The following is a 24,176-nucleotide window of genomic DNA, read 5'->3' as shown; positions in this document are numbered from 1 at the left end:
TTTATATTTAAACATGCAAAAACTCAACACGATCATAACAGCTGTGCTCATGGCGACAACCTCCACCTTAGCACTTGGTCAAGCACATAATGTATCTTCAGGCTATCAAAAGCCAACCGACCCCATCGTCATCGAAAATCTGGAACAATGGCAAGACATGAAATTCGGTCTTTTCATGCATTGGGGTACATATAGTCAATGGGGTATTGTCGAAAGCTGGAGCTTATGTCCCGAAGACGAAGGCTGGACACAGCGCAAACCTGAACATGGAAAAAACTATTTCGATTATGTGAAGAATTACGAAAATCTACAAAAAACATTTAATCCAACAGATTTCAATCCTCAAAAATGGGCCGATGCAGCCAAAGCAGCAGGAATGAAATATGTAGTATTCACGACTAAACATCACGATGGATTTGCCATGTTCGATACAAAAGAATCTGATTACAAAGTCACATCTCCCAATACACCATTTTCAACAAATCCAAAAGCAAATATCACCAAAGAAATATTCAGCACATTCAGAAATGATGGTTTTAAAATAGGGGCTTATTTTTCCAAACCAGATTGGCATACCGATTTTTATTGGTGGAATTATTTCCCGCCTAAAGATCGTAACGTAAATTACGACCCCGCAAAACACCCAGAAAGATGGGAGAAATTTAAAAACTATACATACAATCAACTTAATGAACTTACTTCAGAATACGGAAAAGTAGATATCCTATGGTTAGATGGCGGATGGGTACGACCATTTAAAACCATTGACCCATCTGTCGAATGGCAGCGTACCATTAAAGTGGAGCAGGATATTGATATGGATCGCATAGGTACTATGGCTCGTAAAAATCAACCCGGCATTATTGTCGTTGATCGCACTGTACCTGGTAAATGGGAAAATTATGTTACTCCAGAACAGGCGATCCCCGAACACACCCTAGACATACCTTGGGAAAGTTGTATTACCATGGGAGATTCTTTTAGTTATGTTCCCAATGATCAATATAAACCAACCAAGAAAATTGTAGAAACGCTCATCAAAATTATTGCAAGAGGAGGTAATTACCTGCTGAACATTGCCCCAGGACCAAATGGAGACTATGATCAAGCAGCTTACGATCGATTAAAAGAATTGGCAGCATGGATACAGATTAATCAAGGAGCCGTATATGCGACCCGACCAATTGCACCTTTCCATGATGGAGACTATTATTATACTAGAAGTAAGGATAGTAAAACGGTCAATGTATTTCATATCGTAGAAGGTGAGCGTTACCAACAACCCGCGCAATATGTCTTTAATCTACCTGATCAATTCAAAATTAAAGATATAGCCATACTGGGTCATAAAGGAAAAGTAAAATGGTCACAAAAAGATAATCAAATAACAGTGATAAACCCAAATACTAAATTGAATTATGCAACCGTAATTCAAATAAAGAGTAAGTAAATTTTAATTCCAAAATCATTTTCAAAGCCTACTGTTAGAAATCACAGTAGGTTTTTTTGTTTAATAAGCACTCGTTTTTCACCATCTATCCATTTAATTCATAAAAAATTATTACCAAAATAATATTTTGAAAAACCTAGCTAATACCTCTCTTCATGCATTACGTTGAGTCAAATCTTAATCTAAATATTTCTATAATATTTAAATCATATTAATTCCCGTACACAAGAAAATTAACTTCTTAAAAAAAAGTAAAAAGTTATTGCATCTTTTAATAATATTGTTGTAACTTTACTATTACGGAAAACCAATCCAAATTATGAACGATCAAATTATAAAAGCCATTTACTTTCAGAAGCTGCAATCGATTGCACAGCTCAGTAAAACTTTTAACAAAAGTATACCCCTGATTACCAAGTCCGTAAACTCATTATTAGAGATGAATTTAATTGAGGGGAATGATCTTGCTGCCTCAACCGGAGGCAGAAGAGCTATTCAATTTAAGATCAATAATAATTTATTAAAGTATACTTTAGTTATAGCCTTAGATCAGTATTACACGTCCATTTATATCTTTGATTTAGAGAACAATATCATAGCAGAAATCGTTGACATTTACAATCCACTAAAAAATAAAGACAAAGCCCTAGATATCATTATCGGTCTAACAGAAGAATTGATCACTTCGTCTAACATACCTACATCAAACTTCTTAGGCATCGGCATTAGTATGCCCGGTTTTGTAGATACGGAAAAGGGAATCAATGATTCTTTTGATAAACAATCAAAATTATACCACATAAAAAAACATATCAGCGAGCATTTTAATATGCCAACGATTATTGAAAACGATTCTACTTGTATCGCTTTTGCAGAACAAAAATTTGGTGCGGCCAAAAATATAAAAAGTTCATTAGTCATCAATTTAAATTGGGGTGTTGGACTAGGTATGATCGTAAATGGACAAATATTCAAAGGATCTAGTGGTTATGCTGGAGAATTTAGCCACATACCACTTAGTGATAGCAACGAGTTATGTTCCTGTGGAAAAAAAGGTTGTTTAGAAGTCGAAGCATCATTAACTGCAGCGGTGAAAAATGTCCAAGCAGCACTTAACGCTGGGGAAAAATCCAGTTTAGAATCCGAACAACAGAACAATCTTTTGGCGCAAGGAGACGCATTATTAGAAAGTGCCATCAATGGCGATCAACTTGCTGTTGCCAACTTAGGTAAAATTGGTTATATGTTAGGAAAAGGGATAGCTACATTAATCCATATTCTCAATCCAGAAGTTATTATCATTAGCGGAAGAGGCGCCAAAGCAGGAACCATTCTGATGCCTCAGATTCAAACAGCGATCAATGAATTTTGCATACCACGATTGGCACAAGCAACGCAAATCAGAATATCGGAGACGAATAAACAAGCTCAAAGCGTAGGAACAGCAGCCTTTATTATCGAAAACTTAATACAAACACTAATAAAAACCAACTAATTAAATTATTCAACCAATTCGTATGAGTTATTTTTACACAAAAAGTGCGGGATTAGCATTATGCACCTTATTTAGTGCCTCTACCCTATTCGCACAGCAATCTGTTACAGGAAAGGTAACAGATGCTACAGGACCTGTTTCCGGCGTAACGGTTTCCGTAAAAGGGACTTCACGCGGAACACAAACAGCAGCAGATGGTAGTTTTACCATTCAGGCTGCGCAAGGAGAAACACTACGTTTTTCTAACATTGGATACAAAGCAACAGAAATTATTGTTGGCTCAACTAAAACGATTAATGTTACTTTAACAGGTGATGCTTCAGCATTAGATGAAGTAGTCGTAACAGCGATGGGGATTAAAAGAGCTCCAAAAGAATTAGGGTATGCAATGAGTACAGTAGGCGCAGAAGAACTGACCAAAACAGGTAGCCCGAACTTTGCAGGAGCATTATACGGCAAAGCACCAGGGGTACGGATTTCAGCAGCGCCAGGAGGGGCAACTTCCGGTATCAACATTAATATTCGTGGGACAAACTCAATCACCGGTACATCACAACCTCTCGTCATTATTGATGGGGTTCCCATGCGTCAAACAACATTTAACAACTCTGATTATTGGGGTGATCAAAGATCTAGAGGTAATGGCTTAGAAGATTTAAATCCAGAGGATATTGAAAATATCACAATTCTCAAAGGGGCGTCTGCTGCTGCTTTATATGGTTCGGAAGCACTCAATGGTGTTGTTATGGTAACTACCAAATCTGGAAAAGGTGGCAAAGGTTTCTCTATAGACTTCAATGCAACTTACACCCATGATCAAATTGCCTATTTACCGAGATTTCAAGATGTAAGAGGACCGGGATATGGTATAGATTATTCTCCCCAAGGACAAGCAGAAGATAAATTTTTTTATTATGGAGCTGATCGTGCAGTTGATGGCGTTACAAGAGGAGTATTACCTACATCTATCAACTTTGGTCCAAAATTCGATGGCCAACCTATTATTTCATGGGATGGAAAAGTTCGACCGTATGTTGCTCAAAACTCTTATAATAAATTATTCAATAATCCCAATAATTCAACAGTAAACCTTGCATTAGGCCATTCAACGGACAACTCGAATATTCGTTTCTCATTGACACGCCAAGATAATCAAATGACTTCACTGGATTCTTATAATAAAAAGAATATCGCTAACCTTGGAGCAAGTTTTAAACTATGGCAAAAACTATCTACAGACGTTACAGTTAACTTTATTAATCAACATACACATAATAGACCATTACTTACTGATCGCCTCATCAACAACTTTACAGGAATGATCTCCACATTCGACAATCCTGACTGGTATTTAGACAAATATCGAACTAGTTTAGGTTATAAGTATGTTGTCGACGGTCCTAATGCACAAAGCTTAACACCTGATGAAAATCTAAGATACAACGGTTACAAAGCGGATGTATTGGATTACATGTGGAACGTAAAAGCAAAACAATATGATGAATATTCAAATCGTCTCATCGGATCCTTCACCAACACCTATCAAATAACTGACGATCTATTCCTAAGAGCTCGCTTTTCTGCAGATATTACAGGAGGAAGGATTGAAGATAAACAACCAAACGAACGTCCACTTGCTTTTGAAAACACGGGTTATTACTCGTTAAAAAATCAAAATGCAAACATTTATTATGCTGATTTCCTAGCTTCCTATAGTAAGCAAGTGACTCAAGATATTAAATTAGGAGCAATACTTGGCTATACTGCCACAAAATCCTTAAGTACCGATGTTGAAGCAGCTACAAGTGGAGGACTCAGCGTAAGAAATTGGTTTGACGTAAATTCCTCGGTAAATCTAAGCAGAGGTTATAGCGTTAAACGAAACAGACTACAAGATGCTGTTTTTGGAACATTAAATTTTAATTTCAAAGATTACTGGTTTGTTGAAGGAACATTAAGGAGAGAAGTTGTATCAACAATGCACCCAGATCGCAACATATTGTATTACCCTTCCGTAAATTCAAGTTTAATCTTGTCAGAAGCCTTTGATCTTCCGGAGTTTTTTAATTATGCTAAATTAAGAGGATCGTTTGGTATAGTGGGTAAATATCCAGATATATACAGAAGTGCATTAAGCTTTACACAAAATTCTTTAGGAATTCAAACTGGCTCATTGCCTACGCTCTACACCAACATACCCACATCAAGCTTCGGTAACGAGCTCATTAAACCAGAGAATAAGCACGAATTTGAATTTGGTATAGAAACGAAAATGTTTAAAAATAGATTAGGTATCGATCTTACTTATTATAATGGAAAAATAGTAAACCAAATTCTTGATTTTACACTTCCGATTTCATCGGGTTCTTCATCAATCCTAGCAAATGTTGGTACACTTAGAAATAAAGGTTGGGAATTTGCTATTACCGGGGTACCAATTCAAAACGAAAACTTTAGATGGAACTCTGTCTTAAACTTTGCATCAAATAAAAATGTTGTTGAAGAACTTCCCGGAAATGGTTCTTTCTTGAGACTTAAAAATTACGACGGCGATGCCGCAGAATTAATCGCAGTTGTTGGACAATCTATGGGTGATATCATGGTACATCCGTATGCAACAGATCCAAATGGGAACAAAATTGTTTCTGACAATGGACTCTACAAATTAGAAGCAGATAAATGGATCAAAGCGGGTAACGCAATGCCAAAGGTTACAGGCGGTTTTATTAATACATTTACGTACAAAAACTTTACGCTTGATGCCCTAATTGACTTCCGTTGGGGTGGACAGGTTATGCCAACAGGTATTAATTGGATGATTAGTAGAGGATTGTTAGAAGAAAGTTTAAATGGTATGGATGCAGAACACGGTGGCTTAAGTTATTATAAGGTAGGCACACAAGGTATAGCAACAAATGGAACACAAGGTCCCAATGGAGAAAAAGTATATAATGATGGAATGCTAATGCCAGGAGTATTAATTGATGGTTCGACAAATAATAATATCATTTCCCAAGCTTATTACTATGCCCAAACCTACAATTGGGGCGGTCCTCAATATTCAAACTCCAATTATGCGCTGTATGTAAAGGATAACAACTATATTAAAATGCGCGAACTTTCATTCGGGTACAGACTTCCTTCTTCCGTTACATCTAAATTAAAAGCAAAAAACATTCAAATTTCAGCTTTCGGGCGTAATCTATTCTTTATCTACCGGAGTATTAAAGATCTTGATCCTGAACAAATGACAGGAGGATCTTACTGGGTTAATCAGGTATCAAATGCAGGTACAAGTCCAGCAACAAGAACATATGGTTTAATGTTAAGAGCAAGTTTCTAATTATGAAAATTAATAAATACTTTGTGATCGCTGGGTTATGCACAGCTTCACTTTCTACAATAATATCTTGTAAGAAATCATCGTTTGATGAACTATATCGAGATCCTTCAAAGGTGACCGAAACAACAATAGAGAAACAATTCACTGGAATATTATATACTTATCGTGAATTAGTTATCCCAACATATCGTAACTATTTTGTAACACTAGCACCTACAATTCATCGCTCTATCCAAACAATTGGCTGGCAAAATGCCGATGAACAATTGACTCCAGGGGCAGCCGCAATCACAGACCGTTGGGAAAGATACTATCAAGGTTTAGCACAGTTTAGAGAATTTGAAAAAATTTATAATGCTGCACCTGAATTAGAAAAAAATGATAAAAAAATATTTTATCTGGCTGCTAAGATATTTTTCTATGATATGACCCAGCAACAAGTTGATTTGCATGGTGATATTCCTTGGTCAGAAGCAGGCAAACTAAGTACAAATGGAGGTGACTATACAATTTCCTACCCTAAATATGATAAAGCAAGCGACATCTATACAAGCATGCTAGATGATCTGAAAGCGATCAACACTGAACTTGCGAATATAAATGTTGCCAAGGGTATTTTAACCGGGTTCAAAACCCAGGATTTAGTAAACGCAGGATCTGTTGATTTATGGAGAAAATATTGCAATTCATTACGTCTCCGTATGTTGACCCGAGTTGGACAAGTACAAGCTTTTTCTGCGAGAACCAATCAAGAAATTGCTGACATTATTACCAATGCGCCATTAGTATTAGAGAACAAAGACAATATCCAGGTAGATATTTTTGATCTAGCTACAGACATTAATTCCAAAGGATTTAGAGACGCTCTTGAAAGCTGGAACAATAATATCGCTGGTAAGATTATGATTGATGATATGGTGGCCAAAGCTGACCCAAGATTACCGTATATGTTCGAACCTGGACCTGGAGCAAATGGAAAATATATGGGGTTAGACCCTGCTCTACCTGCTGCTTCACAAGCTGAATTGTTAATTAATACGACACTAAACCCTAGTAAAATCACTACTTATAATAGGTCGACATATTCTAGAAATGAAAAGTTCCCTGGCATCTTGATGACAGCTTCTGAAGTCAAATTTTTAATTTCAGAATTTAGATTACGTGGTGGAAACGATGCTGCGGCAAAAACTTCATTCGAGGATGGTATTAAAGCTTCGATTGAAATGCAACAAAACATCCGCACACTAAGTAATAATAATGATGTTACAGCTCCTTCCATTCCTACAGCAGAACAAATAAATCAATACATTTCCAATGTGGGATGGGCTGGAAATAAATTACAACTTATTGGAATGCAAAAATGGTTACATTTTAATATTATTCAATCTATAGAAAACTGGTCAGAAGTAAGGAGGTTAGACTATCCTATTTTCGCTTTTCGAATTGCACCGTCAGACAGACAGAAGACCGTACCAGTTAAATGGAACATAGCACAATCAGAATTGTCTAATAACAGAACAAATTACGATGTTATAAAAGACCAAGATAACGTTAATACCAAAATTTTCTGGGACGTTAATTAGAAAGACAAACCACTAGAAGAAAGCCACTCACGTGGCTTTCTTCATTTTAGACTTTTGATCAAAAGTCTAAAATGAAGAATCACAATAACTGAGATACAGCTCCTATATCCCTAAATTAAAAATAACCATCGAAAGATAGAGAAGCAATCAACTTGATAAACGATAAAAATAAATCGAACAAAAAGCATAGATAAATTTGGATATAAGACTCAAATTGCAAAGCTTTACAATTTGAATACATCAAATGCCAACATACATTAACTTTTTATGAATAAACTAGCCCTAACGATTGTCATCCTACTTATACTCTCTTCATGTCGCAGCTATCAACCCGTATTATTAACATCATCACAAATTTTCAAAGAAGGTCAGGTTTCTTTCAAACAATGCCATGCTTCGACAATTCAATCGATAGGTAAAGATAGCTTAATTGCCTCCTGGTTTGGAGGAACACACGAGTCCAATCCAGATGTCGTCATATGGACATCGCGCTATACAAATGGAAAATGGGAAACACCAGTTCAGGTTGCAGATGGTCATCTTAATGAAAAAAGGTATCCAACATGGAATCCAGTGTTATATCAGCATCCACAATCTGACACGCTATATCTCTATTATAAAATAGGACCAAACCCAAGAGAATGGAAAGGATATGTTAAATATTCGCTCGACAAAGGAAATACTTGGTCAACAGCAAAAGCCTTACCAGCAGGAGTTCTTGGGCCAATCAAAAATAAACCAATCACTTTAGACAACGGAATAATATTATCACCGTCAAGCACCGAGTCAAAAGATGAAATTTGGAAAGCACATATAGAGATCAGCAAAGATCGTGGAACCACTTGGACGATAGCTAAAATTAATCATGAAAGTCCAGTTCAGGTCATACAACCTAGTATTTTACAACATAAGGATCGAAAAATTCAAGTTTTATGCCGAAGTAAAGAAAACAAAGTCATGAGTTCCTTTTCCAATGATCATGGAAAAACATGGCAACCTTGGCAAGCTACAAATTTGCTTAATCCAAATGCTGCAACAGATGCCATACGTTTAAAAAATGGTCAGTTTATGATCGTTTATAATCCAGATCTTGCCGGAAAAGATTGGTGGGAGGGGCGTACAAAGCTTCGAGTAGCATTATCAAAAGATGGTCTCAAGTGGAGAGACGTATTGATATTAGAAGACGGCCAAACTGGCGATGAATACTCCTACCCGACCATCATACAAGACCCACAAGGTTTGATACACATCACCTATACTTGGAACAGAAAAAGTATAAAGCACATCGTTTTAAAATAAAAAAGTAAGTGTGGCCAAAAGTGCCACACTTACTTCATCGAAAAGAAGCAAAGTATTTAGGCAGTTCTTTAAAATACCCTTGCCATTTCGAAACATCTTTTTTTTATTACAAATAATCTTTCTTCAATTCAAGAACCCCTTCAAGGCGCACATCATCCGAAGCAGACCCGATCAATAATTTAAATTTTCCCTTCTCCGTTTTCCACCTGTTATCCACAGCCCATAATTTTAGATCCTCTTTCGTGAGCTGAAAAGAAATTTGCTCACGCTTTCCCGCTCCAATATTCTTACGCTCAAAACGTTTCAATTGCTTTACAGCAGTAACAACAGAACTAACTTCGTCAACCACATACAATTGAGCCACCTCATCACCCTTCAGTAGCCCTTTGTTTTCCACATCAAAAGAAACCGTGCACACAAAATCACTAGCTCCCTCTTTCACATCAACCAAAAGGTTAGAATATTCAAATTTACTGTAGCTCAATCCATAGCCAAAAGCATATAAAGGTTTAGCCGTCATCTCGACATAATCATGATGTTTTGGTTTATTATGATTATAATGAACCGGTAACTGTCCTACAGAACGAGGAATAGACACGGGTAGGCGCCCTGCTGGATTGTAATCTCCAAAGAGCACATCAGCAATCGCCAATCCGCCTTCTTGCCCAGGATACCAAGCATTCACAATAGCAGGCACATGAGCCGAAGCCCAATTGAGATTCAAAGGTCTACCCATGATCGTAACCAAAACCACAGGTTTACCTAATTTTTCTAATTCTTGGATCAATCGCAATTGATCACCCATCATATCCAATGATACGCGATCAAAACCTTCACCACTTTCCATATCACTCACCGCATTGATATCCACATTAGCAGCACCAGTCGCCTGATAAGAAGTTTTAAAATCCCGAGCACTAGAACCACCTAGCACAACGACCACAACATCAGACAATTTAGCTGCTGCAACTGCCTCCTGAATATGACTATTCGAAGTGTCCCGAATAGCGCATCCTTTCACATAATCAATCTGAGTACCTTTTCCCACCGCAGCACGAATACCATCCAATACGGTCTTGACCTTATCATCCGCTTGAGGCGCAGTATAATCCCCCAACTGATTATAGACATTATCGGCATTAGGCCCTACAACAGCGATACGCTTAATTGTTTTTTTAAGCGGCAAAAGATTACCTTCATTCTTAAGCAGTACAATAGATTCTTGCGCAACTTTTCGAGCCATAGCCCGATTCACTTCCGTTCCCACCTTCTTAACAACCAATTTTTCATCCACAAAAGGACGATCAAATAAGCCTAAATTAAATTTCATTCGCAGTACCCGAGCTACGGCAGTATCGAGCACAGCACCCTCAACAAGTCCATTCTTTATTGCCTGCTGCAGGTTAGCACCATACCCAGTACCACTCAAATCAACATCTAAACCCGCATGTAAACTCTGTGAAGCAGCTTCAGCACCATTAGAGGCAGTAGCATGTCCACCATTCAATCCCGAAATACTCAATAAATCCGAAACAACAAATCCATTAAATCCCCATTCCTCACGTAATATATCTTTCAGAAGCCAAGGATTTGACGAACAAGGAATACCATCAATACTATTATAAGCAGTCATGACCGAACCAGCACCAGATTTTACAGCCTGTTCAAAAGGATATAAATAATGTTGTCTTAAGGCCCTTTCCCCAATAGAAACAGCCTCACCATTATGCCCTCCCTCAGGAACAGCATAGGCCACAAAATGCTTAAGTGTCCCAATGATCTTATCCTCTTGACCAAGCATATCACCCTGAAATCCTTTTATCATTGACTTTCCCATCTGACCAATCAGGTAAGCATCCTCACCATACGTTTCCTCGGTACGTGACCAGCGCGGATCGCGAGCGAGATCCAAGACAGGACCATAGCCATTTTTACCCCCCACCGCATAGGTTTCCTGTGCGATAGTAGCCGCCATCTGTTGAATCAAATTCGGATTCCAAGTACTTGCCTGTCCAATAGCTGTTGGAAAAACAGTAGCACCTATAGCCATATGACCATGTGGAGCCTCCTCCGATAACAACAAAGGAATACCCAAACGTGTGCTATCCAACATATAACGTTGAATCGCATTCGTAGCACGAGCAGCTTCAACTGGACTCAATCCATTTGAAAGAGTCTTCTGTGTCCAAGGGTCAGCACGAAATGTTGCCCATAGCATACCAATATGTTGATCCTTTACCGCTTTTTTTAATTTAGCACTTACCGATATACCATCAGTTCCCTTATCATACATTTCCCAGCCCAATAATTTAGACAACTGACCAACTTTTTCATCAGTTGTCATTCTGCCCAAAAGATCTTCAACCCGTTTCTCAACAGGGATTTTACTATTTTTATAAGGGATTTGCTGTGCCTGTAGATTAGGAATGGTCAAAAATATCATTCCACTAAAAAAAATGCTGCTAAGTTTCATTCTAAATGTATAAAAACAATAAGTAGTCGGTTTGTAAACTACTAAAATAACGTTTTAGCTTTAAAAAAAAGCAGTCTTGTGAAATAATATCAACAAAAATACACGACATAAAAAAGATGATAGTTCTACACGACCTTCAAACAATTTCTAACTTTTTAGAGCAGTTTACACAAAATCCTTTTTATGCCATATTATCTGGCTAAGCCAGTATTTCTTATACAATACGGTCCTAATCGATTCAACTACTTTTTTACACCTTTAAAATAATATTTTACAGGAACAACAAACGCAGCCGGATTATTATTTTGAGAGGTAATGATCAATCGATTTCCCTCAAACGCTACGAGATAAGAAGAATACGGATCGCTATCAGAAAATTTGATGGTAGCTTTCTCTTTGTTGAAAGTAAAACCATTTGTATTTTTTCCTTTAAAAATACCTAGTTCAAACATACCCTCTTGCGCCGTACAACTTTTAGCACCTTTATCCAACCGCATTTCATTGGATTCGTCCTGAAATAAAAAGAGATAGCTATTGTCCATTTCACAGTCATCCGGTTTATAGTTGACCAGCTGGTTTTCAGACCCCTCATTGACATGTATGGGTTGCCAGATATAGGTAGATAATATTTTTTGAAAGTCTTTCGGATCATCATAAATTGGCGTACCCTTATCTTTTGCACAATTTGTCAATAAAGAGAAGAGAACAATCGCATAGATCATTTTTTTTATCATAGTTTATCGTGTTAGTCCTATGATAACGTCACTCTTGCACAAATTGCTACAAAAAAGATGGCTAAGCACAAAAGTACCTGCTTATGAAGCTACAATAGCAAGACGCAGAATTTCATTGATCATCATCCAACTCACCATTCATAATCTTGTTAATACGATCCTCCAAAACAGATTGATGCCAATCCTCTAAAAGTTTTTTAGTATGCGCAACGACATCACTACCTCCAGCTTCCATTATCCTCACCCACTTTTCACCAAATTCACCGTATGCTCTCAACGTATCTTCCGAATCTGTATACTTCAGAAGATATTCCATCATAAATAGATTAGCCCATCGATCAGGATCCAAGGGAAAACACATATACTGTGCAATATCCACCTGATCGATAAATGCCTGAAGCACCTCTTGCGGAGTAAAATTAAAAATATCGCAAAATTGCTTAAACTCTTGTGTAAGCTTAATAGTTTCTAAGTTTTTCATAAGAATAAATTTTAAAAGAGGTTATAATTTCAACGATATACTACAAAATTCGTATAGTCCAGCGGCAAACAAATGGAGACTTATCAACCATTAAAGGCTAGTAAACTGAAGCATTAATTTTCACATAGTGATCTAACCATTCTTGATAAAAAACAGTTCGTTGCTGTAAATCACGACAAAAGAAATAACGCTTATCCAATTCCTGAATTTCCATAATAAGTAATCGACATTTCGGAGACTTTTGATATTGTTGATCACAGATATGACCATAACCGTCATAAACACGCATATACACTCCTAAAACTGGATTATATACAGCTTTATTTAGATGTAATCTTGCCAAATGCTCAGGTATAGCCACACATTCCATGATTCGGTTCAAAAACTGCGTCACTGAAATGCCGGTAAGAATAGATTTAAACAGTAAATCTTTATTCAACGTAATCGTATTCTCCTCATCAAGATAAATAACTTCCTTTAATTCAAGACCTTTCGAAAAGATATCATAAAGTCGATGAGTCAACAACTTACCTTTGCTTCTCTTTTGCGCATTGCTGTAATTTTTGTTTATGGACAATTTGATTTGACTTTGAATGAGCTTCACACCCTTATCTTGATCTTCTTTATTCAGTTTAATCTGTAGGACTTGATTTTGACCTTCATCTTCCTGACGCACATATTCAAAAGATTTAGTAACCAAATTATAAACCGAATGATCATGGAAATTTTGATCCATATAAGAAAAATGATTCACATATAGTTGCAAAAAATCCGGTACCGCAATACCAAAAAGTTCACAAGCATATCTAAAACTTGTTGGTATTACGATAGTTTCCGAATCCGTATTTTTCATCATGCTTTGATTTTATGTAATAAGAATTTTAGTGATACAGGATCTACCAATAAACAAAAACTCCTTGCGCTACTACGTCTTAATGAAACAGCTCCTAAGCATGTCAAATACTTTTGAGATATATAATAGATACAAAGCAACTATGCATCGATCCCGGCTATACGTATTTACGCCAACAGGCTTTGGTTTCTTGAAATAACAAGTTCCCATTTATCCTTATATAATAAGGTTCCTCAAAACGCTTTTTCCCTAGCGAAAATCTTCAAAAAATTTAAATTAATATTCTCGAAAAATTATCGCAGTCCCTAACTTGCTTCCACAATTCGTTGTTCAATAGATAAAACGACACCTTTAAGCAGTCTTTCGTACAGCTCAACAATAGCACGGGCCTGATTTATGATCAACGTTTTGTGCTTTTCATCCATATCCATAGCAGCACTTTTCCACCATATATCTTTAGGTTTTAAAATAATTGACAGAATCAGCTTATTCAGATCATGAGTATTCATAATGCCATCTATAACATCTGTACTTGCAACAGCAGACCAGTCCATCAGATCCGACAGATCCATATTTTTAGGAATATATCCAATGGCGCACTGCACATAAGTTTGTATACCGATAATATAAAGTTCACGTAGCAATAGCAAAGCCGTGTCAGGCATCAATTGAGGCGCATCTGTCATCGTCATCAACAAATTGCGCATAACAGAACCAGCATTTTCAGAACAGCTTTTAACGTGCTCCAGTTGATCGCTCCAATCTATCTCTTGAGCTTTCAAATGCGTATGGAAAGTAGACTTTTGCCTTAAAATCCAAGATTTTTCCCAAACGATATTCACAAACCGACTTCCGAGTGCCAGATGCTTTTCCACATGAGGTAAATCCAAAAACACCATAGAAGCTCCAACATCACCAAAATTTCGCTGTCGAAAAGAAAATGGCAAGTTCTTCTTAGTCAGGACGACCAGATAAAGCTGAATTTTGACACCATCAGATTGATGAACTTCCTCGTTTTGAAAAGGGTTGCCTTTTGATAATCCAGCACTTTGATAGTTAACCAATAAAATTTGTTCGGGCCGATAGCTCGAAAAGATCTTATCGATAATGATATGAGCATCATCTTTGTACTTTTGCGGCCAAGGAAAACCAGAAAAATCTTTTAAAATAGGAGAATCTACAGCTACATTGTTATTCTGCTTGCGATCTACAACAGAGATTTTATCAACACTACCCCCCAACTGAGTAACCTGTGCGATGCGATCACTTTGCTTTTTACGATAGGCAGCTACACCATCATTCATAAAATCAACCATGTCATCCATAGCTTTTCCTAAAGCTTGACATTGTACCAATAAAAACTCAAATTCCTCTTCCAAAATATCGATACGATCCTTTTTTTTCGAATATAGATAACTGCTATCCAGCAGTCTGAGCAGACGTGTACTATGGACATCATAAGTAAAAATTTCGAAAAGTCCGGGCACTGCTCCGCGCATCACTTTCAGCAGATGTTCCAGATTTTGTGACTTCCCAATAGCCCCTCCTACCATGCTTTGAAACCCCTTTAACCGCAACATAACAAACTGATGCAACATGACAGTCGCCTGAAAAAAGTCCATCTTTGATCTAAAAGAATAACAAGCAACCATAAACTCCTCGGCCACCTTTTTTCCTTGAGCATAGTCCAACACAAACATCTCCATTAAACTATTTACAAGCTTATTGGATACCGTTGGATAACCTTTCTTTCCCGATTGATAAAGCTGATGCGAAGGCAGCGAAGCATAAGTATAATATAAACTTCCCTTTTTCAATTGACTGACCCAATCACTAGTCCAAATAACAGTAAAAGGAATCTCTGGCATATCCGCCATACAAAGATGAATAATAGGCGAAACGCTTCTGACAGAAACACCTTTGATAGGGTTGACAACTAACAGTAGATGGGGGCTTTTACGGCCCTCATCTAAGAATTGAAACAAAAAAATGCGATCGACGTCCATCCGCTGAACCAATCGATCAACTAAAAACTGAGTGTTAAGTTCCATAATCAAGTTTTATAAAAATTATTAAAATGTACAGATATTCTATACAAATGTAAAAATAATATTGAAAATAAAAAATATATGATATAGATTTAGCATACATTTGTTCATTTATTAAACCAAAATACACATCAATTATTTACATAAAACGATTTAAACTATATCACATCCGTGTCTTATGCACATATTCAGTACATGTTTATCATAAGACCAATGATAGTATATGTCCTCTTGGTATGTAACAGTAGGTATTTGAATCTTGACAGAATGATGTAAACATATTATTTCCATGTTTAACTCGGACTTACCACGGATCTAACACGCATATACAACGGAGGGACCTTGCGTGTCTAATGATTAGATCGTACTTTTCCCTAGTATCATGATCATATTACCCCGACATACGATACCGATATGCAGCAATATTGGCCTATAGGGATATCCGCTAATTGCATTTGCTCTAACTAACAATAAAAAGGAGCTCCATTAACAATTTTATAATGGACAGAACTCTCTATTTATAAATTTAAAAATGATTAATACTTCACCATTTCAATTTTTATAAAAAAAATTAAAAGTCTGATTTTTAATTATTTATTTCATTAACTTCATCAATATGAATCATTTTATTAGCTATAATTATGGGATATATTGACGACGGCTATCTACGTGGGTCACTTGGAGGACTCGTACATCGCAAAGTAAATAACAAAAATATCGTCCAAACTAAAAGCAGCTCCAAAACCAGGCAAAGCAGGTGGACAGTAGCAGCTTCCATTGACTTTGGAAAAGCCAGCAAAGCCGGTTCATTAATAAGACGCACATTTAATGGCCTCCATCTGGGATTCCATGACAGTACGATGCATAATCGCCTCATCACTTATCTTAAACGTGTCATGCGGGCAAATGGGCAATACCTGGGGCAAAAAACTATACATCTTGGAAAACTAGACCGTTTGCTGAACTTCCAATTTAATGAAAAGTGCCATATGCATGATTTTCTCTACTTTGATCCCACCTTGAATATGCAAGTTGATCAACAGCTACAGATACAATTTCCGAGCTTTAATATAAAAAATGATCTGTATAGGCCTCCCTACACCCATTCCATTCGTATCAAAATAGGAGTAGGGATCTATAATTTCGATACCCATACGGTCTTTAATATCGTCGAAAAGCATTTGGATCTTGATCTTGTTAACGGACCAAAAGTACAGGACAAACATCAATTTTTAATTGACTGCACTGCAAGACAAGCCCAGTCCGCTATTGTAGCGATGAGTATTGAATATTATGGAGTGATCGCGGACAGATTTATATTGCTAAATCATAAAGAATTACATCCAACGGCCATCATAGGCGCATTTGCAGTCTAAAATTTGGACTAGCAACTAAACATATAACATGATAATGGATTTGTATCAGCATGAAAGTCATCATCGACCAGACACCATGAGCGATGATCGCTAAAGCACAGCTATCATCGCTAAATTTAAGGAGCAGATCAATCCCTAGTAAGTATTCCTTAGATGATGATGTAGACATACAAATTGAGATCTTAATCTAATATAAATTTCGTATCTCGCCCCATTCTCATATCAAAATTTATGCTGAAACTTAATTCATTCACCTATTATGATATAAAATAACTTAAAAACTGTTTTGCGCTACATGGAATATTTTTACTATCTTACGTCTATCTTAAGACCGTAACCGCTATGATGAAGTCCTTGAAAAGAATTCTATTTGCTTTTTGTCTATTTTTCATATTTACGACTGCACTTTTTGCACAGCAGAATTCAAAAACACAATGGTTTACCCACGACCGTTTTGGCATGTTTATTCATTGGGGACTTTATAGTGCAGCCGAAGGCTTGTGGAAAGGTGAAAAACTGCGCTATGCAAACAATTATGCAGAATGGCTACGCTATCGTAATCGGGTCTCCAAAGAGGAATATGGTGAACTGGCAAAGCGATTTGTATGGGATCAGATCAATCCAGAAAAATGGGTACTACTCGCCAAAAAAGCTGGAATGAAGTATATCATCATGACGGCCAAACATCATGATGGAGTAGCCATATGGGATACTAAGATCGGTGATTACAGCCTCAGTAGATTAAGCGGAACCAATCGAGATATCATCAAAGAATTAGCTGTAGCATGCAAGAAGCATGATATGAAACTTGGGTTTTACTATTCACATTGGATCGATTGGGAACATCCATATGCATGGAATCATAACCAAGAATTGACAGGACATGTTACCGACCAACAATATAATCAATACTGGCAGGAAAAAGTAATCCCACAATTGCGCGAGCTGTTAACCAACTATGGCGATATCGCACTGATGTGGTTTGATATGTGGATTCCATATGAAAAATCAATTATTAAAAAGCAACAGCTGCAACAAGTCGTTCAACTCATTCATACCCTGCAACCGAAGTGCTTGATCAATTCCAGACTAGGTTTACCAACAGACGAAAAAAATATAGATTTTGAAACATTCGGTGACAATCAGTTTGGAACTACCTATGTTGACCATCCATGGGAAACTCCCGGTACAATCGCTCACTCTTGGGGATACAATGGACAAGAGAACGAGTGGAAATCGACAAGCCAGATCTTCAATTCATTGATATCAAATGTCAGTCTCAACGGTGGCTATACTTTAAATATCGGACCACGGGCAGATGGAACACTACCCTATGAGAGCATCTCCAGACTTGAAGATATAGGCAAATGGCTCCAACGACAAGGAGAGAGCATTTATGGTGCCACTGGATTGGATTTAAGAGTCAATCAGCACGATTGGGGCTACCTCACAACAAAAACACATGGCAAGCAAACACAGGTGTATGCACAGGTTTTTAATTGGCCCCTTGATCGGATATTGCGGATATCTGGAATAAAATCAAAACCTTCACAAGTCTCCGTTCGAATTGGTGCATCTGAAACCTCTTTAAAGTTTAAACAGAAGAGTGGATTATTACATATACAATTGCCAGCAAAACAACCTGATCCTTTTGTATCGACTATTTCGCTGACCTACAACGAACCCTTACAGCTCGATAAAGAGATCGTAGCGGAATCAACATTTGGAGGCTTTGCTTTAAATAGTACAAATGCACTTCATCAAGATAAATTACAAATAACCAAATATGACGGCAAGAGGCCACAGCATATTCAGACTAACAATGAGACGATCGAATGGATGATTGATTTTCCTGAAGTAGGTGTTTATAAAGTGGATATATCTGCACATAATCCGAATAAAATCTTCTCGACTATTTCAATTCAAATAGGGACACAATCCGTAACTGAAAAACTAGATTCAAATGGAAAAATGGTCGTTGAACCCAATGAAAACAACTATACAGACGAGTTTGTCAATACCAGTTTAGGGTCTATTAAGATCGATCATACGGGCCCGCAAAAGATATCATTCAAGAAAGAAGGAAGTGAACATCTTTGGCTGAATAGCATCTGGATAGAAAAGAAAAATTAAAAAAAATCAATACATCATCTAAATATAATACCTAAATGCTCAATTTTAATCATTAAATTGAATAAAATGTGCACTTTTGCATGCTTCAATATTAAAAGGCTTTCTAACTTGATCCACGAATGGAACCTGACTACCACGCATTGAACGAACAGTACTCCTACCCGATAACTTTAGGGATTGAGGGCTTATTAGCGCTTGATAAAGATGGTTATATGCTATCCTACAATGAGCAAGTCAAGCTTTTATTACCTATAGACAAAATTGGCAATAAAAAATTTCAAGAGGCCTTGATTTTTTATGCTGTAGAAGATCAGCGTATCATCCCTACTGAAGAACTCTCTTTTTATAATACATTACAAACCGGTGAAAAACAGATTGATCATAATTATGGCATAATGACAGAAGAAGGACATCTTAAATGGCTCTCTTTTAGCTCTAAAATAGTACCCGAAAGATCTGACATGCATATGATTATCGCCATTTGCGATGTGACCAGATTAATAACAGAAAATAAAGATCTGCTCGAGAAAAAAAAGCATCTTCAGCTTCTTGTCGCTTCGCTCGACGATCTTGTATTTGAAGTAACGAAAGAAGGTGTTTTTACAAACTATTGGACGAGTAATTCAGATCTATTATTTTACAAACCCGATGAATTTTTAAACAAAAACCTAAAGGATTTATTTCCACTACCGATTTCTAAGAGAGCCTTAGAATTGATTGACAAAGCACTTACCTTAAATAAGGTTTGCAAAATGGAGTTCATATCCAACTTCGACACCCATAAGGGGAAGTGGTACAAAATGAAAGTAATGCCTATTCATTTAACCAAAGACCGTGTTGCCATTGTGGTATCCGACATTTCTGAAAAAGTAGAATCACTAGAAAAAATAAGATTTAACCAGCATAAATTTAATCAAGCATTTCATTTCTCCGGCCTAGGCATTTCTCTGACCAATTTACAAGGCAATTGCATTGAAGCAAATAAAACCCTAAGCAAAATCTTGGGATTTTCACAAGAGGAATTGTCTACCATTAATTTTTTAGATTATACACATCCCGACGATCTTGAATTTGACTATAAACAAAGACAAAGACTTGCCAGAGGAGAAATTGATAGCTTTACTTTAGAAAAACGCTATCAACACAAGCTAGGGCATTACATTTGGTGTTCTGTTACAATTTCAGCGGTTCACAATCAATTTAACGAGCTCTCTTTTTTTATCGTTCAGCTACAGGATATATCCGATGCTAAAAAGAACCGCGAGATTCTCGAACGACAAAAACATGAACTTGAGCTGGTAAAAATTGAATTGGAAACAAAAGTTAAACAGCTGGAAGATTTCAATCAGATTGTTGCCCATAACTTAAGAGGACCTGTTAGCAATATACATATGCTCCTTAGCGAATTGAAAGATGAAAGTAACATTGATGTTAAAAATGAATATTTAGATCTTTTAAAAACCAGCAATGATAGCTTGACCGATACATTAGAAGAATTATCGGAGATATTGGAATTACGAGAAAATACAAATATTTTAAAAGATAACTGTAATTTTTCTTTGATTTACACAAAGATCTACAGTCAATTTATCGGCGAGATCCAAAGTAAAAACGCCCAACTAACAGCCGATTTCCAAGTTGAAAACATCCACTATCCTACAAAGTATTTGGAAAGTATTTTCAATAATTTACTCAGTAATGCTTTAAAATTTACAGATCCAAATATAGCACCTCAGATTCATATCAGAACATACATTGAAGATAACACCCCCATTTTCAGCATAGAAGACAATGGCATAGGAATTGACTTACCTAAATATAAGTCACAACTTTTCATGTTTCGAAAAGTATTTCATCGTGGTTTTGATAGTAAAGGTATCGGTCTATTTATCACAAGGTATCAAGTTGAAGCCCTAGGTGGTAAAATAGACATTAAAAGCGCTCCAGGTAAAGGCACTACTTTTTTAGTGAGATTTCTAAAAACAACAACATGAAAACTTCTAATTCCACAAAAAAGAGCATGATAACGGTAGTAGACGATAATGCCATTCTACGTGTTATTTTTAACAACATGATTAAAAGCTTTCCAGATTTCCCACTTGAGATCAACCTATTTGAAAATGCACTCGATGCATTGGATTATTTTGAAAATAAAAAACAACAGCAAGATATGACTCCAGAAATCATATTCGTCGATATCAACATGCCATTTATGACAGGTTGGGAAATGATGGATAAATTAGAACATTATGGTTCGGATTTTTTAAGTCAAATGAACATATATATTATCAGTTCATCAACCAGTAGAAGCGATCAGGAACAGATAGCACATTATCCTTTTATCGATGGGTATTTATTGAAGCCGATAGATAAATCGAAACTGTACGAATTGATTCGTCAACTAAATTCCGAAGTATAGGAAAACGTTACTCATCAGAATCAGCTGCCCCCAAAAAAATGCATCACAAAATAGTTTTTGTTGATGTTAGATTGATATATCCACCAGCTTAATAAGCTCAAAAAAGAGACCAGAAAAATAATTTTTCTGGTCTCTTTTTTAACTAGCTGACGCTCGACTAGGTATCAGTGTTATACCAACTTACACGCTTCAGTACCAACTGATGCGCACAAAACGTACATTAATAAACCGACAATTCATCAACAAATAACCAAGCTGCAGATCCCGCACCTGTTGATCCTGATGGGATTTGATTCAAATGCTGAACTTCAATCTTTACATATTTTGCCGTCTGCTGATCAAACTGTAATTTGATGGTTCCTTTCGATTCGGAAATCACCTCTTTTCCCACCTCTTTTACAAGCGTAAAATTTTGATTGTCGTTGGATACATAAACTTTTACCGACTGCGGATAATAAATCCAGCTCGCATTTTGATCTACGACATTCAGTTCAACATTTGAAAATGTCGTTGCTGTACCAAGATCAATCGTTGCTACTAAATCTTTGGCATTAAAACCTAGCCAATTTTTTTTGAAATATTGCTTGTTTCCATAAACACCATCGACCAAGGTCGCACCACCGCTTCCATAATACGCTTCACTTGGTTCATGCAGCAATTGGATCGATTTTCCAGTCGATTTACTGATAACAAAATCCTGTTTCAATACCGATCCAATCATCCGATCAACAGCAAAGTTTGCCGCATTGATGGTTACTGTTTTATCGACTAAAATTGGACTTTTGTAAATTGGACTTTGGATATTCGGCTCAGTTCCATCTGTTGTATAACGTATCGTTCCATCGTTCTTTATTGTCGACAATTCGTAGTACATCTTTCCCTCCTTAGAAACAATGCTGCCATTTAGTTCAAAAATAGCCTTACTATAATTGATGCTCTTACGATCAAGATAATTAAACTCATGGATGACTCTTTTCTCAAAAGATTTATATTGGTCAGGATTGGATGTACCCCAAGCCACTTCGGATAAAGCTAGCAATCGAGGAAAAAGCATGTACTCGACGTGCTTAAAATTTGTAATATATTCGGTCCACATATTCGCCTGTGGCCCCAAAATATGTTTCGCTTCTTGCGCACTCAATTCTTTAGGAACTGGATTAAAAGAATATACTTTATCCAAACGCAGTTCTGCATTAAAAGCTAACGGTTCAGATTGTGGATTTCCTTGATAATAGTCCAAATACATATGACTTACAGGAGTCATTATCGCATCATGTCCCGTCTTAGCAGCATGAATACCACCTTCGATACCTGTCCAACTCATCACCGTAGCATTGGGAGCCAAGCCGCCTTCTAAAATTTCATCCCAACCGATGATACTTTTACCTTTTGCATTGATATATTTCTCCATCCGTTTGATGAAGTACGATTGCAATTCAAATTCATCTTTCAATCCCTCCTTCTTAATGAGATCTTGACAGTGTGCACAAGCCTTCCATCGTGTTTTCGGAGCCTCATCACCACCGATATGGATATAATGACTCGGGAACAAAGTAACGACTTCATCGATTACATCTTCCAATAAGGAAAAGGTTTCTTCCTTTGGACAGTAGATATCATCCATGACACCCCAAGATGTTCCTACTTTAAACGGTCCACCGGTACAAGAAAGTTCAGGATAGGCCGCCAAAGCTGCTAGCGCATGACCTGGCATCTCGATTTCAGGAATGACTTCGATATGCAGCTTTTTTGCATAGGCCACCACATCTTTTACCTGTTCCTGTGTATAAAATCCGCCATAGCGACCATCTTTTGTCAATTTGGAATCTTTCACATCTTGTGTTACCGCTCGAAAAGCACCAATTTCTGTTAGCTTTGGATGACTTTTAATTTCGATACGCCATCCCTGATCATCGGTTAGGTGCCAATGAAATTTATTCATTTTATAGCGCGATAAATAATCCAAGAATGATTTGACCTCATTGGCAGTAAAGAAGTGTCTGCTCACATCAAGATGAACCCCTCTATACGTAAATTTAGCATAATCCTTGATTTCCAATGCCGGTATACTACCTTTTGCCCGATGCTCCTCTACAAGCTGTAGTAAGGACTGCACAGCATAAAAAGCTGCATCTTCTGTAGATGCAGAAATGACAATACCTTTAGCATCGATTTTTAATTCATAATAATCGTGCTGACCTGCCACCTGATGATTTATTTTCTGAAAACGTATCGTTCCCGATTTTTTAAGATTAACTTTTGATCGCAATAGACCTTCCAGTTGATTAGCTAAATATTTAGCCTGTGTTTCAAATGAGCCCGTTCCGATCACAAGATTACCTTGCAAAGAAAATGAAGGCTGTTGTAGTACTTCCACATGTTGCGGCATCGGAATGATATATTGCTGTCCGAATGAAGATAAAGAACAGAAGAAGATAAAACTTAAAAATAGGATTTTACGCATGATATGATTTGGTCTTTCAACAAAA

Annotated in this window: 15 protein-coding genes; 9 read left to right on the top strand and 6 right to left on the bottom strand. The window is 36.9% G+C overall.

The features are described from left to right. Nucleotides 1-13: 13 nt before the first annotated feature. From AC06G9_RS02660 to AC06G9_RS02640, 5 genes are all read left to right on the top strand, one after another. On the top strand, nt 14-1,450 hold the full coding sequence (locus AC06G9_RS02660; protein ID WP_480957480.1) for an alpha-L-fucosidase: 1,437 nt from the start codon (nt 14-16) through the stop codon (nt 1,448-1,450). A gap of 319 nt (nt 1,451-1,769) precedes the next feature. Beyond that, nucleotides 1,770-2,945: an ROK family protein gene (locus AC06G9_RS02655; RefSeq protein WP_480957479.1), complete on the top strand. Its 1,176-nt coding sequence runs from the start codon at nt 1,770-1,772 to the stop codon at nt 2,943-2,945. Nucleotides 2,946-2,967: 22 nt separating this feature from the next. After that, nucleotides 2,968-6,288 (top strand): SusC/RagA family TonB-linked outer membrane protein, encoded by a 3,321-nt coding sequence (locus tag AC06G9_RS02650; RefSeq protein WP_480957478.1) that lies wholly within the window; start codon nt 2,968-2,970, stop codon nt 6,286-6,288. A gap of 2 nt (nt 6,289-6,290) precedes the next feature. Continuing rightward, nucleotides 6,291-7,871, top strand: a complete 1,581-nt coding sequence (locus tag AC06G9_RS02645; protein ID WP_480957477.1) for a SusD/RagB family nutrient-binding outer membrane lipoprotein — start codon at nt 6,291-6,293, stop codon at nt 7,869-7,871. Between the two features lie 267 nt (nt 7,872-8,138). Then, entirely contained in the window at nt 8,139-9,170 is a 1,032-nt protein-coding gene (locus tag AC06G9_RS02640; RefSeq protein WP_480957476.1) for a sialidase family protein, read from the top strand. A gap of 106 nt (nt 9,171-9,276) precedes the next feature. Here the strand turns inward: AC06G9_RS02640 and AC06G9_RS02635 are convergent, their stop codons facing one another. The 5 genes from AC06G9_RS02635 to AC06G9_RS02615 form a co-directional block, all read right to left on the bottom strand. Continuing rightward, on the bottom strand, nt 9,277-11,643 hold the full coding sequence (locus tag AC06G9_RS02635; protein WP_480957475.1) for a glycoside hydrolase family 3 N-terminal domain-containing protein: 2,367 nt from the start codon (nt 11,641-11,643) through the stop codon (nt 9,277-9,279). Nucleotides 11,644-11,885: 242 nt separating this feature from the next. Next, nucleotides 11,886-12,377 carry a hypothetical protein gene (locus AC06G9_RS02630; protein WP_346570184.1) on the bottom strand — a complete coding sequence of 164 codons (492 nt, stop codon included), beginning with the start codon at nt 12,375-12,377 and terminating at the stop codon, nt 11,886-11,888. 112 nt (nt 12,378-12,489) lie between these two features. Continuing rightward, the gene (locus tag AC06G9_RS02625) at nt 12,490-12,858 is read right to left on the bottom strand and encodes a hypothetical protein (RefSeq protein ID WP_248754834.1); all 369 of its coding nucleotides are present in this window, start codon (nt 12,856-12,858) and stop codon (nt 12,490-12,492) included. A 97-nt stretch (nt 12,859-12,955) separates the two neighbouring features. Continuing rightward, on the bottom strand, nt 12,956-13,714 hold the full coding sequence (locus AC06G9_RS02620) for a hypothetical protein (protein WP_094771749.1): 759 nt from the start codon (nt 13,712-13,714) through the stop codon (nt 12,956-12,958). Between the two features lie 302 nt (nt 13,715-14,016). After that, the gene (locus AC06G9_RS02615) at nt 14,017-15,762 is read right to left on the bottom strand and encodes a hypothetical protein (RefSeq protein ID WP_480957474.1); all 1,746 of its coding nucleotides are present in this window, start codon (nt 15,760-15,762) and stop codon (nt 14,017-14,019) included. Nucleotides 15,763-16,400: 638 nt separating this feature from the next. Here AC06G9_RS02615 and AC06G9_RS02610 point away from each other — a divergent pair. The 4 genes from AC06G9_RS02610 to AC06G9_RS02595 all read left to right on the top strand — a co-directional run bounded on the left by AC06G9_RS02610 (nt 16,401) and on the right by AC06G9_RS02595 (nt 21,687). Beyond that, nucleotides 16,401-17,135 (top strand): hypothetical protein, encoded by a 735-nt coding sequence (locus AC06G9_RS02610; RefSeq protein ID WP_248754837.1) that lies wholly within the window; start codon nt 16,401-16,403, stop codon nt 17,133-17,135. A 342-nt stretch (nt 17,136-17,477) separates the two neighbouring features. Further along, nucleotides 17,478-19,268, top strand: a complete 1,791-nt coding sequence (locus AC06G9_RS02605; RefSeq protein WP_480957473.1) for an alpha-L-fucosidase — start codon at nt 17,478-17,480, stop codon at nt 19,266-19,268. 119 nt (nt 19,269-19,387) lie between these two features. Further along, a complete protein-coding gene (locus AC06G9_RS02600; protein WP_346570178.1) occupies nt 19,388-21,262 on the top strand; it encodes a PAS domain-containing sensor histidine kinase in 1,875 nt (624 codons plus the stop codon). Further along, nucleotides 21,259-21,687 (top strand): response regulator, encoded by a 429-nt coding sequence (locus AC06G9_RS02595; RefSeq protein ID WP_052627472.1) that lies wholly within the window; start codon nt 21,259-21,261, stop codon nt 21,685-21,687. The genes AC06G9_RS02600 and AC06G9_RS02595 overlap by 4 nt, the downstream gene beginning before the upstream one ends. A 220-nt stretch (nt 21,688-21,907) precedes the next feature. On the opposite strand, the gene AC06G9_RS02590 is transcribed toward AC06G9_RS02595, so the two are convergent. After that, a complete protein-coding gene (locus tag AC06G9_RS02590; RefSeq protein ID WP_480957472.1) occupies nt 21,908-24,151 on the bottom strand; it encodes a glycoside hydrolase family 20 protein in 2,244 nt (747 codons plus the stop codon). Nucleotides 24,152-24,176: the final 25 nt, after the last annotated feature.

This window comes from Sphingobacterium sp. MAE (assembly GCF_056711605.1).
This window is presented reverse-complemented; position numbering and strand designations above follow the sequence as displayed.

Excerpts from the sequence above, each read along its gene's own strand:
- AC06G9_RS02610 (WP_248754837.1), top strand. The coding sequence starts at position 16,401 with ATGGGATATATTGACGACGGCTATCTACGTGGGTCACTTGGAGGACTC.
- AC06G9_RS02625 (WP_248754834.1), bottom strand. The coding sequence starts at position 12,858 with ATGAAAAACTTAGAAACTATTAAGCTTACACAAGAGTTTAAGCAATTT.
- AC06G9_RS02615 (WP_480957474.1), bottom strand. The coding sequence starts at position 15,762 with ATGGAACTTAACACTCAGTTTTTAGTTGATCGATTGGTTCAGCGGATG.
- AC06G9_RS02650 (WP_480957478.1), top strand. The coding sequence starts at position 2,968 with ATGAGTTATTTTTACACAAAAAGTGCGGGATTAGCATTATGCACCTTA.
- AC06G9_RS02605 (WP_480957473.1), top strand. The coding sequence starts at position 17,478 with ATGATGAAGTCCTTGAAAAGAATTCTATTTGCTTTTTGTCTATTTTTC.
- AC06G9_RS02640 (WP_480957476.1), top strand. The coding sequence starts at position 8,139 with ATGAATAAACTAGCCCTAACGATTGTCATCCTACTTATACTCTCTTCA.
- AC06G9_RS02655 (WP_480957479.1), top strand. The coding sequence starts at position 1,770 with ATGAACGATCAAATTATAAAAGCCATTTACTTTCAGAAGCTGCAATCG.
- AC06G9_RS02630 (WP_346570184.1), bottom strand. The coding sequence starts at position 12,377 with ATGATAAAAAAAATGATCTATGCGATTGTTCTCTTCTCTTTATTGACA.
- AC06G9_RS02645 (WP_480957477.1), top strand. The coding sequence starts at position 6,291 with ATGAAAATTAATAAATACTTTGTGATCGCTGGGTTATGCACAGCTTCA.
- AC06G9_RS02590 (WP_480957472.1), bottom strand. The coding sequence starts at position 24,151 with ATGCGTAAAATCCTATTTTTAAGTTTTATCTTCTTCTGTTCTTTATCT.
- AC06G9_RS02635 (WP_480957475.1), bottom strand. The coding sequence starts at position 11,643 with ATGAAACTTAGCAGCATTTTTTTTAGTGGAATGATATTTTTGACCATT.
- AC06G9_RS02660 (WP_480957480.1), top strand. The coding sequence starts at position 14 with ATGCAAAAACTCAACACGATCATAACAGCTGTGCTCATGGCGACAACC.
- AC06G9_RS02595 (WP_052627472.1), top strand. The coding sequence starts at position 21,259 with ATGAAAACTTCTAATTCCACAAAAAAGAGCATGATAACGGTAGTAGAC.
- AC06G9_RS02620 (WP_094771749.1), bottom strand. The coding sequence starts at position 13,714 with ATGATGAAAAATACGGATTCGGAAACTATCGTAATACCAACAAGTTTT.
- AC06G9_RS02600 (WP_346570178.1), top strand. The coding sequence starts at position 19,388 with ATGGAACCTGACTACCACGCATTGAACGAACAGTACTCCTACCCGATA.